Raw genomic sequence first — 11,775 nt, forward strand, 5'->3', positions numbered from 1 at the left:
CAATATTGCCCAGTCCATCATCCACGGTCGCTGTTACGGTGTATGCGCCTTCGGCTAGTACACTGGGTGCATCGACGCTCCATACGCCAGCCGTTACCGTGGTCGTTACAGTGGTCGTGTTATCAGTACTGTCAGTAAAGCTTAAACTGATAATTGTGCCATCGGCTGCATCACTCGTCCCGCTAATTGCTGGCGTGGTGTCGTTAGTGTCCAATAGCGTGTTGATACTAATACTCGGTGCATTTGTATCAAGTGTCGCGCCTTCACTTAATGTGGTGGTGTTACCTGCGCTGTCACTTACGCTTGCTTCAATCGTAAGCGGACCATCAATAAGCCCATTTGGCACATCTGCTGACCAACTGCCATCGGCTTGCACTGTTGCAGTAAAGGTTTCTGTATTATTTGCATCCGTGACGTTAATCGTTATAACAGTGCCTGCTGGCGCGTTACTACTACCACTTATGGTTGGCGTGCTGTCGTTAGTGGCGCCTACAGTGTCTAACGTCAATGTTGGCGCTAAGGTATCTAAGTTGCCAGTTTGCGTTGCACCGCCGGTGTTGCCCGCATCATCGGTGATACTGGCTTGTACGGTGTAGCTGCCATCTGGTAATTCAGGGCTGGTTGCTTGCCATTCACCGTTTGCATCGACCGTGGCTGTAATGGGGTGCTCATCACCATTACCGTCGATGATAACAATATTTACAACCGTGCCCTCTGGCTCTGTTGATGTACCACTAATAACTGGGGTGCTGTCGTTACCTAAGCCCAGTACATCAACGGTGACAATCGGTGTAATGGTATCAACATTACCACTACTGCTCACAGTGGTGTCGTTGCCTGCCGCATCGGTAATGCTGGCAACAACGCTAACGTCACCTTGTGCAAGGGCTGTTGACACTTCGATTGCCCAGTGCCCATCACTTTGTACAACGGTGGTAATCGTTTGCTCAGCGCCTTCGCTATCGGTGATAGTGAGCGTAACGATGCCGCCAATTTCATTACTGGTGCCTTGCAGCTCTGGGGTTAAGTCGCTTACATCGCCCACTGCTTGAATGGTGAGTATTGGCGCTTGTGTGTCGATGGTAATAGTATCTGTGACTGTCGTGGTGTTTTCTGCAGCATCAGAGACGCTCACTGTTACTGTATTATCACCCTCATTTAGTTCAACTAGAGGGGTTACTTCCCAATTACCATTTACATCAACAGTAGTAGTTAATGTTTGTTCAACTCCATTTTCATCAGTAATAACAACAATGATACTCGTGCCTATCTCTGCATCGCTAGTACCTGATATTGTTGGTGTTGCATTGTTTGTTACTGCATCGAAGTCGACTGTTAAGCTTGGATCCGTAGTATCAATATTGCCTATTTCTGTGTCTGAAGCGCTATTTCCTGCTACATCTGATACTTCAGCCTCTACAGAAAAGTCACCAGAAGCCAATGCTTGAGGTAACTCTAAGCTCCAATTACCGTCAATATCAGCTGCAGTATTAAATAAGCGAATAACGCCTTGCGAATCTGTCACTGTTAAGCTTATAACAGTGCCTGACACGACACCTGTAGCATTACCAGAAATAACTGGTGTTGTATCATTACTCGTTTCTAATTCATTAATTTGTATTGTTGGTGGTGTAATATCAATAACACCATTAAGCTCAGCTGTAGCAGTACCACCACCTAAATCGGTCACTGTTGCATTGATTAAAACGGTACCTTCACCAAGATCAGAAGGTGGTGTAACACTCCACAGCCCGTTAGCATCAACAAAAGTAGTTAGAGTAATTGTTGCACCGGTAAAGTCAGTGATCTGGACATCAACTTGCGAACCCACTTGAATATTAAAAGTATCACCTTTTATTTCAGGGGTTTGATCGTTAGTTTCACCAATAATATCTATGGTAATGGTAAGTGCGTTTGTATCAATTGTACCTGAAGTGTTTGCAGTACCTTCATTACCTGCGTTATCACTTATACTTGCATCAACAGAATAGTTACCTTCGGCAAGTGCAGCTGGTACTTCAGCTGTCCAGCTTCCATCAGCAATTACTTGTGCTTTGATTGTTTGAACAATACCGTTAGCGTCGGTCACTATTAAAGTAACTGTTGATCCTGCAGGCTCACCGCTAACCGTACCTGAAATAGTTGGCGTCGTATCGCTAGTATCACCCAGCGAATTAATGGTTATTACTGGCGCTGATGTATCAACTAATCCAACTGCCGACGCAACCCCGTTGTTATCTGCAGTGTCAGTTACTAGCACATCCACAGTATAATTACCTTCCCCAAGCTCATTTAATACATTAGCAATCCAGCTACCATCCGCTAAAGTTTGAGCCGTAATTGTTTGTGAAATACCATTTACATCGGTTACCGTTAGCGTCACGGTGGTACCTGTAGCCACCCCCTGTACAGAGCCCGAAATAGCAGGTGTGGTGTCGTTGGTATCTAAAAGCAGATCAATTGTGACTATCGGCGCGGAGGTATCTATTTCTCCTGTTGCAGTTGCTGTACTTTCATTCCCCTCAGTATCTGTTACTGATACGTCTACACTGTATTCGCCTTCGCTTAATTCATCTGGTACATCTGCAGTAAAGGTGCCATCAGCGAGTACTTCTGTAATAATTATTTGTTCGTTACCCGCGTCATCAGTTACGGTAATGGTAACAACCGTGCCTGCTGGCTCGCCAGTTGCGGTACCTGAAATAGTCGGTGTGGTGTCGTTGCTATCTGTCAGTGCATCTATCGTAACAGTTGGTGCAGATGTATCAATTTCTCCAACCACAGTGTCATTTGCTTCATTGCCTGCTGCATCAGTGACTGTTGCAGTAACTGTAAATTCACCTTCACTGAGACCTGTAGTAATATCTGCGGCATAAGTGCCATTGGTATTTGTAGTTGTTGTGAGCGCTTGTTGATTACCCTCGCTATCGGTAATTACTAATATAACTTCTGTTCCTGCTGGCACACCACTTACATTGCCGCTCAAAGTAGGTGTAATGTCATTTGTATCTTCAATTGGGTCAATCATTATCACTGGAGCTGTTAAATCAATTTCTCCAGTTTCACTTGCAGACGCAGTATTACCCGCAGCATCAGTTACTGTTGCAACTATACTAAACTGGCCTTCAGCTAATTCGTTACTTGCCTCGACTGACCAGCTTCCATCAGCACTAGTAATTACTTGTATGGTTTCTTCTGCACCATCGCTTCCTGTAAATATAACTGTAACTAATGCGCCAGGCTCTACGTCTTGGGTAGAACCGCTAACCGTTGGCGTTGTATCGTTAGTATCAATAATAAAATTAATACTTATAGTTAAATCGACATTACCTACTGCAGTGGCTTGCGCTTCGTTACCCGAGTCATCTATAACAGCAGCAACTACGCTAAAGTCCCCCTCAGGTAGAGGGGTTGTTACTTGTGCGCTCCACGAACCATCTTCTTGCGTCACTGCAAGTAATGTAAATGTACTGCCACCGCTTACTGTAATAGTTAAGGTAATTGTTGTACCTGCAGGCACATTGCTAGTATTACCACTTAAAAATGGAGTGGTATCATTTGTATCCGCTATTGAATTTATTTGAATAGAAATAGGCGCAAAAGTAACTTCGCCATTCGTTTGTGCCGATGCCTCATTACCTGCTGCATCGGTTACAGATGCTACAACTGTAAATTCACCGCTCGGTAGCAATTCAGTGGCATCAACACTCCATGTGCCATTTTCATTTAATAAGGTCGTTAATGTTTGCACATTACCGTTGATATCAGTTACTACAACAGTAATAACTGAACCAACAGAAGCACCTTCCACCTGACCTAAGAATGTTGGCGTAGTATCGTTTGTATCAGCAATTGCAGTAACTGTAATTTCAGGTGCGGTTAAATCAACATTCGCAACCGCTTGATCTACAGCCTGATTACCCGCTGTATCTATTGCCACTGCGCTTACATTAAACTCTCCTTCAGATAAAGGTGAGGTAGTAGTAATAACCCAATTTCCTAGCGCATCAACCTGAGTAACAATTGTTTGTACCGTACCTGCACTATCCGTTAACGTGACTGACACATTATCACCAGTGTTCAACCCAGATACAGTCCCTGTAATTGTCACTGTTTGCGAAGCAGAATCGATAACAGGATCAATAGCAATAAGCGGAGGTGTTGTATCAATTTCTATAGAAATAGTATCGTTTATAGGGTTGCCAACAGGATCTGTCGCTTCAACAACAACGGTCACAGGGCCATCCGCAACTGGAGTCGGTAAGGTTATTTCAAAGGTACCATCAGGGCCAATCACAACACTCACTACTTGAGAATTTCCATCAACATCAGTTACCGTTACATTAACCGTTTCGCCAATTAAGTTTTCACTCGTACCGGTAATTGTTGGTTGTGATGAATTAGTAACGCCCTGCTCATTAAGTGAAATAGAAGCTGTAGTTGCGTCAGGCACAATACCATCAGAGGTGTCTCTTAAATTAAAAGCTTCAGTAACGCTTTGATCAAAAGACGAGTCAAAAGTAACACTATTAGGATCAACACTTTCAGAAATTCGAGTTAATTGTACAAACGAGCTACCTCCACCTGCACCCGCAGCGTTACCACCACCAGCAGCTGTTGCTTCTAAATTATCTAAAATGTCCCCATCACCCTCTAATGCATCTAAAAAATCAGTTACATCTGAATTAGCTGCTGTTGATGAGTTTTGTTCTGTACCTAAGCTTGCGATTGCTTCATCTAAACTTTCGTCAAAAACGGTTGTTTCGCTAGAGTCTCTTGCTTCTTTAGCTAGTAGATCTGGGGTTATTTTTACTTTTTGGTTTGCGGGTATAGATAAGGTTTCACCTTGTACATCTAGTTGTAAAGATGACTTTATCGCTGTCACAACTAAATCACCTACGGTAATAATGTCACCAATGTTTAATGCCCGTATTGAACCATCATCCAACACAACACCAGCAGAACCCTGAATATCAATAACTAACAGTTGATTTGCTTCCATTTAGGTACCCTCAAACTTTTTAAAATAACAATCTTATAAATTAAAGGTAGAACAAAAAAAACATACAGATACTGTACCCAAGTACAGGTTTAGGAGAAAAAATAAAAATCGACGAGAAAGTGGTAGAAATTTTTTATGCTAATCAAAATGATTAGTTGCAAAAATAGTATTCCTTTACTAGATATTAATTAAGTATTTGCAGTCTGAACTAAGTATAAGAGGCCGAAATGATTACAAAAAATACTTTTAAAAAGCACCAAGGAACTATGGTAATCGGATTAATGATTACAGCCGTAACTTTATCAAACTACGTGCATGCAAACGAACAATCAGCAATGCCACTTACATACGTCTCAAGTAAAGCGATTGAAAACAATCCTGAAGTACAAGAAGCATGGCATGCTTTTAAATCTTCTATTTATGGAGTGGATGCTGCCCGTTCAGGTTATTTACCAAGTGTTGATGTATCAGCAAGTGCAGGATATGAAAGAAGAAATTACGGTATTGAAGAAGAATATAACCGTAATACAGCCGAATTAAGCGTTACTCAAATGCTTTATGACGGTTTTAGAACATCTAATACAGTTGACCGTTTTAAACGTATTCAACTTATTAGGTACTTTGAGCTTATTTCTCAAACAGAACAAACAGCACTTGAAGCCTCGATTGCACTACTTGACGTACAAAAATTCAAAGAGTTAGTACAACTTGCAGAAGCTAATTTACAAGAGCACGAGTCTGTATACCAACAAATAGAGCAAAGCGTAAGCGCCGGTGTAGCGCGCGCAGCAGACCTAGAACAAATTAGTGGCCGTTTATCTCTAGCGCAATCTAATGTATTAACGGAGTACTCAAATTTACATGATGTAAGCGCTCGCTACCTAAGAGTTGTAGGTGAGCTACCTATGAACGATATAAAGCAAGCTGACCTTGATGAAAACAATATACCAATTTCGGTTAACCAAGCGCTAGACGTCGCCTACAAAAACAGCCCTTCATTTTATGCCTCTTTGTATAATATTGAAGCGCAAAAGGCGAACGCCAAAGCACAAAAAGCGGCCTTTCATCCTAACGTAGATTTATCTGCCCGCTACGGTAGCCAAGATAGAGATGAGCTTGGTCAAAATGAAACCAGAACAGAAGCGCGAGTCGGCATAGATATTAGTTATAACTTGTATAACGGTGGTCTTGATAGCGCTAATTTAGAACAAGCTTATCAAGATATAAACATTGCAAAATATCAACGAGATCAAGCCTGTATTGATATTCGTCAAAGTCTGCAAATTGCCTACTACAACGTCACTATACTAGAGCAAAAGTTGCCAGCGCTTAATCAACACCGCGAATCATCAACTAAAGTTAAAATTGCATATAAAGATCAATTTGATATAGGCCAACGAACTCTACTAGACGTACTTGATGCCGAAAACGAATCGTTCCAATCAACACGTTCATACATAGTTGCGCTATACGACCGCCAATCAGCAATTTTAACTATGCTAAAAGAAATGGGGAAATTATTGCCAGCACTTGACGTAATGTCAGGTAAATACCCTACATTAAAAGAGCTAACTGACGATCCTATTGTGCATAACGCACAAAATATTTGTCCGAGTTACGATGTAGCAACCACCTTTAGCCGCAAGGCATTTCTACAAAAAAAAGCGAAGCAAGATAATGCCTACATGAGTGTAACCGCTATGCCAAGGTACTTAGATATACCGTTGGAAACCGACACTACACAAAGTAGCTTTTTAGATGATGATGGTGACGGCGTACCAAACGAGCAAGACACTTGTCCGAGTACGCCGCTGTCAACTAATGTTGATTTATCTGGCTGTACAATTTATAGCGCATCAACCTCGAATATAGAGATTGGTATCCCTTTTTCTGCTGACTCAAGCGATGTAAGGTCTCAATATATTCAAGAAATTAGTCGGCTTGCAGATTTTTTAAAAGAAAACCCAAATAAGCAGGTTGAAATACAAGGTCATGCTTCTCTAGATGGAGATCGAACATATAACCGCAAACTATCTGAAAAACGTGCGTTTGCCGTTGCTGAAATTCTAATTAAACAATTCGATATAAAACCAAAACGTGTTAAATCGTTCGGGTACGGTATTGATCAACCTCGAGTAAACGAAATATCAGTAAGAGCAAATGCTGCGAATCGACGTATCGAAGCTGTAATTACTGATAGCTAAGTCAATTAACGTTATGTAAATAACTAGGGTCTGTTGATCTTTGCGGATTAAAATTTGTTCAAACTAGGGGCTGTTTAATCGCGGCGCGAGATTTGTAACCTAGTGGGCTAAGTAAAAACCGAGCAACAAAGAGTAAATAGCCCCTAGGAAGAACCCTTTGGGCAGCGCCTGTTTGGCATTAATGCTACGTTATCACCCATTTATGGGGAATAACCACACTGCATAGGCTCTGCCTTGCCTAAATACCAAACAGACTGCTGCAAATTTAACCTGAAAGATCAACAGACCCTAAACTCGGCTTGAAATATTTAAGCTAAATTTATTTCTCGAGTTTAGGTTTAGTAGTAACAACCGCATGCAGTTCTACATAACATTGGATGGTTTATGGAATTAAACGATGTACTTGATCACGGTGGCATACTCGTTGACTGCCTAGCAGTTTTATGTCGCCATCATGATAAAGAGTTTTCAAGAGAAGCACTATTAAATGGACTTCCTCTAACTGATGGAAATCTTACTCCATCAGGTTTTTCGCGCGCAGCTAAGCGCATTGGCTTTAAATCGAAAGTAGTTAATAAGCCACTACAAAAAATTAATACAGCACTGCTACCTGCCATCTTAATTTTAAAAGACAATCAAGCCTGTGTTATTAATTCTATTGATTACGATAAGCAGTTGGTGAGTGTAATTTATCCAGAGCTTACCGAATCAGTTATCGAACAAAGCATTGATGAATTAGCAGGCAACAGTGTTGGTTTAATTATTTATGCACAACCAGAATTTGCATTTGATGAGCGAACACCTGTACTTGAAAAACTATCAAAAGACGGATGGTTTTGGGGAGTAATTAAAGAGTGCCGCTCACTTTATAAAGACGTAATCATTTCAGCTATTGCGTTGGGCTTTTTGTCGGTTGCCATGCCTTTATTTGTAATGAATGTATATGACCGCGTAGTGCCCAACCATGCAACAGAAACCCTTTGGGTACTTGCCATTGGTATTTTGATAGCACTCACTGCTGACTTTGTTTTACGCTTAGTAAGAGGCTATTTTGTAGAGCTTGCTGCAAGCAGAATAGATGTAAAAGTATCGGCTGTAATTATGGAGCGGGTATTAGGTATGAAACTAAAAAACCGTCCATCATCAGCTGGCTCCTTTGCTAGCAATATTCAATCATTTGAAGCTGTACGTAACTTTTTTAGCTCCATAACGCTTGTCGCATTAGTCGACTTACCATTCGTAGTTTTATATTTAATTGTTATCGCCATTATTGGCGTACCTCTAAGTTTACCCATTATAGCGGGCGCACTTATATTATTAGCTTACGCTATAGCCGCACACCGCAAACTTGAAGCCCTTTCAGAGCAAACAATGAAAGCAAGCTCAATGCGAAATGCAGTATTAGTAGAAAGTTTAACCAGCATTGAAGATGTAAAAAGCTTTCACTCAGAGTGTAAAACACAATCTGTATGGGAAAAGTCGACCATTTACATTGCGCAAGTAAACGCACAAAGTCGACTCGTTTCTAGCTCTATATCAAATACAGCATCGTGGATACAGCAATGTGTAGGCGTGATAATAATGATAATAGGCGTACACCTCGTTATTGAAGGTGAGCTAACTCAAGGCGGATTAATTGCAGCCTACTTATTATCATCTCGTGCTATGGGCCCTATTGGGCAGTCAGCCGCTGTTTTAGCGCAATATCATCATGCCGCAATAGCAATGCAGTCACTAAATGAGATTATGGAAAAAGAGGTCGAGCGCCCACCTGGTAAGCATTGGTTAAGCCACCCTATTTTAAAGGGCGATATAGAATTTAAAGATGTATGTTTTAAATACTCTGACGAATCTCATAATGCACTCAACGGCGTTAGCTTTAAAATTAAAGCTGGTGAAAAAGTCGCAATTTTAGGACGTAATGGCTCAGGTAAAAGTACATTAGAAAAGCTTATCTTAGGGCTATATGAACCCTGTTCAGGAGCAATTTTGATGGACAATAACGATATACATCAAATTGACCCTGCAGAGCTTCGCCATAATATTGGTTATGTACCGCAAACCGTTGCCCTGTTTTATGGGACCTTAAAAGACAACCTTACGATAAGCGCTTGGCATGCCAAAGACGAGCAAATTATTGAAGCCTGTGAGCGAAGCCAATTATTTGATTTAATTAATTCGCACCCAGACGGATTTGATCTACAAGTAGGCGAGCAAGGCCGCCAATTATCAGGAGGGCAACGCCAAGCTGTAGGTATGGCAAGAGCCATAATTAACGACCCACCAATACTATTACTAGATGAGCCAACTTCATCGCTAGATCACAATAGTGAAAGTAAAATTATTAACAATTTAAAAAATTATTCTAAAGATAAAACCCTAATTGTAGTGACTCATCGCTCATCATTACTCGAGCTTGTTGACCGTATTATAGTTTTAGATAACGGAAAAGTAGTTGCTGATGGACCAAAACAAAAAGTAATTGCGGCGTTAAATAATAAAACCGTGGAGCAAGCCTCATGAGTGATAACAAAAAACCACTTGAACAACGCTCTTTTGAATCTGTTAGCAAAGCAATAGAAGCAAGAAAACAAGGTAAGCCATCCGTATTTAATAAACTATTTAAAGGATGGATTTCACCGCCAAATACTCAAGACTGGGTAGTAGATGCACAGTGGGAAAAAATGCAGCAGGAACCAGCAAGCGCTAGGTTACTACTTTATCTAATTTGTTTAACGTTTATATGCCTTATTGTGTGGTCTGGCTTTGCTAATTTGGATGAAGTTGCTCGTGGCGAGGGCCGTGTTATTCCCTCTAATAAATTACAGCTTATTCAATCTTATGACGGCGGTATGGTCGAAAAAATAAATGTCCGAGAAGGCCAAATAGTAAACGAGGGGGATGTACTCATTAAAATAGACCCTACCCGCTTTATTTCTAGCTTTAGAGAAAATCAATCCAAGGTTGAATCGTTAAGTGCAAAAGTTGCGAGGCTCAGAGCGCTCACTCAAAAAAAGGAGCTCGTATTTAACGAAGATGTTATAAAAAATGCACCTCAGGTGGTTCAACACGAACGCTCTCTTTATTTGAGTAACAGCCAAGAGTTGGAGCAACAGGTAAGTATACACAAACGCCAACTAGAGCAGCGACACCAAGATTATATTGAAGCAAAAGCGGCACTTCAGCAGCATACCAGCGCGCTACGCTTAACAAACAGGGAGCTTAAAGTGACCCGCCCATTGTTACGCACCGGTGCTATTTCGGATATAGATATTATTCGTTTAGAGCGTCAAATAGTTGATTTAAACGGCGAGATAAACAGAACCAAAGCAGTTATAAATAGGAGTCTTTCGGCCATTAACGAAGCTAAAAATAAGGTAACCGAAGTTGAGCTCGTTATGATTAACCGCTGGAACAATGAACTCTCCGAAGCGCTACTGCGACTAGATTCAATTAAAGAAACTGAATCTGGCTTAGCCGATAAAGTAACTCAAACTGAAATACGCTCTCCTGTTAAAGGCACTGTACAACGATTATTAGTTAATACTGTTGGCGGTATTTTACAGCCAGGTAGTGATGTTATGGAAATTGTCCCGCTTGACGATCAACTTGTAGTAGAGGCAAAAATCCCGCCTAAAGACATTGCATTTTTACGCCCTGGGCAATCTGCAATGATAAAATTTAGTGCCTACGACTTTGCCGTATATGGTGGCCTTGAAGCCGAAGTATTACATATAAGTGCCGATACAATTACAGATGACCGCGAGAATACCTTTTATTTGGTGCAGCTAAAAACCACCAAAAATAATTTTTCAAAAGAGCTGACTATTATTCCAGGAATGACCACTCAAGTGGATATTATTACCGGTAAAAAAACCGTACTTGAGTATATTTTAAAACCGGTTCTTAGAGCTACATCGCAAGCAATGACAGAGCGTTAAAACATTTTATAAATGGAGAAGTAATGCGCCAAAGTATTTTTATTACACAGCCTGAATTTGAATCGAAACACTGGCATACAGCGTTTCCTGGTTGTTTGATATTCACAAAAGAACCACACAGAGTCACGGCATCAAGTATTATTTGGGTTTTAGCCGGCACACCTAATTGGCTTGAGCTTGTTAAAAAGTATTCTCAGCAACGTTTACTGGTTATAGTTATGACTAACGAACTAGAAATAAATCAACTAAGAAGTGCGCTTGAAGCAGGAGCTAGGGGGTACGTAGAAGCACTCGCTACTAAAGTAATTATTGAACAAGTACTTGAGACAATTTGTACCGGCGGAATATGGTTACCAGGGCAATTACTATCTAACTTAGTAGGAGCTTTATCAAATACACCGTTTAAATATGCGAGCACATGCGAGCTTGATGTACTCACAAAGCGAGAACGTCAAGTAGTTGATATTGTTGTAACAGGTGCAACTAATAAGCAAGCTGCAGAATCTTTAAATATTACAGAACGCACAATTAAAGAGCATATGAGCTCTATATTTAATAAGCTAAAAGTTCGCGACCGAATTCAATTAATGTTAGTTGTAAAAGGGCATTAACCGCACAGTTAATGCCT

General features: G+C 40.9%; 5 protein-coding genes. 4 read left to right on the forward strand and 1 reads right to left on the reverse strand.

Going from position 1 to position 11,775, the window contains the following annotated elements:
• On the reverse strand, nucleotides 1-5,002 hold a 5,002-nt coding region (locus GQR54_RS08760), incomplete at its 3' end, for a retention module-containing protein (protein ID WP_166377230.1).
• Nucleotides 5,003-5,229: 227 nt separating this feature from the next.
• Here GQR54_RS08760 and GQR54_RS08765 point away from each other — a divergent pair.
• The 4 genes from GQR54_RS08765 (at nucleotide 5,230) to GQR54_RS08780 (ending at nucleotide 11,758) form a co-directional block, all read left to right on the forward strand.
• Nucleotides 5,230-7,206 carry a TolC family outer membrane protein gene (locus GQR54_RS08765; RefSeq protein ID WP_166377232.1) on the forward strand — a complete coding sequence of 659 codons (1,977 nt, stop codon included), beginning with the start codon at nucleotides 5,230-5,232 and terminating at the stop codon, nucleotides 7,204-7,206.
• 384 nt (nucleotides 7,207-7,590) lie between these two features.
• The gene (locus GQR54_RS08770; protein WP_165740754.1) at nucleotides 7,591-9,729 is read left to right on the forward strand and encodes a type I secretion system permease/ATPase; all 2,139 of its coding nucleotides are present in this window, start codon (nucleotides 7,591-7,593) and stop codon (nucleotides 9,727-9,729) included.
• A complete protein-coding gene (locus tag GQR54_RS08775; protein ID WP_024608819.1) occupies nucleotides 9,726-11,147 on the forward strand; it encodes an HlyD family type I secretion periplasmic adaptor subunit in 1,422 nt (473 codons plus the stop codon). Before GQR54_RS08770 ends, GQR54_RS08775 begins: the two co-directional genes overlap by 4 nt.
• 23 nt (nucleotides 11,148-11,170) lie before the next feature.
• Entirely contained in the window at nucleotides 11,171-11,758 is a 588-nt protein-coding gene (locus GQR54_RS08780; RefSeq protein ID WP_010553236.1) for a response regulator transcription factor, read from the forward strand.
• Nucleotides 11,759-11,775 lie beyond the last annotated feature (17 nt).

Source organism: Pseudoalteromonas sp. Z9A4 (genome assembly GCF_011378845.1).
Taxonomy (GTDB): Bacteria; Pseudomonadota; Gammaproteobacteria; order Enterobacterales; family Alteromonadaceae; genus Pseudoalteromonas; species Pseudoalteromonas arctica.

Bases quoted from the DNA above. Each gene is read 5' to 3' on its own strand.
- GQR54_RS08765 (WP_166377232.1), top strand. From the start codon at position 5,230: ATGATTACAAAAAATACTTTTAAAAAGCACCAAGGAACTATGGTAATC.
- GQR54_RS08770 (WP_165740754.1), top strand. From the start codon at position 7,591: ATGGAATTAAACGATGTACTTGATCACGGTGGCATACTCGTTGACTGC.
- GQR54_RS08775 (WP_024608819.1), top strand. From the start codon at position 9,726: ATGAGTGATAACAAAAAACCACTTGAACAACGCTCTTTTGAATCTGTT.
- GQR54_RS08780 (WP_010553236.1), top strand. From the start codon at position 11,171: ATGCGCCAAAGTATTTTTATTACACAGCCTGAATTTGAATCGAAACAC.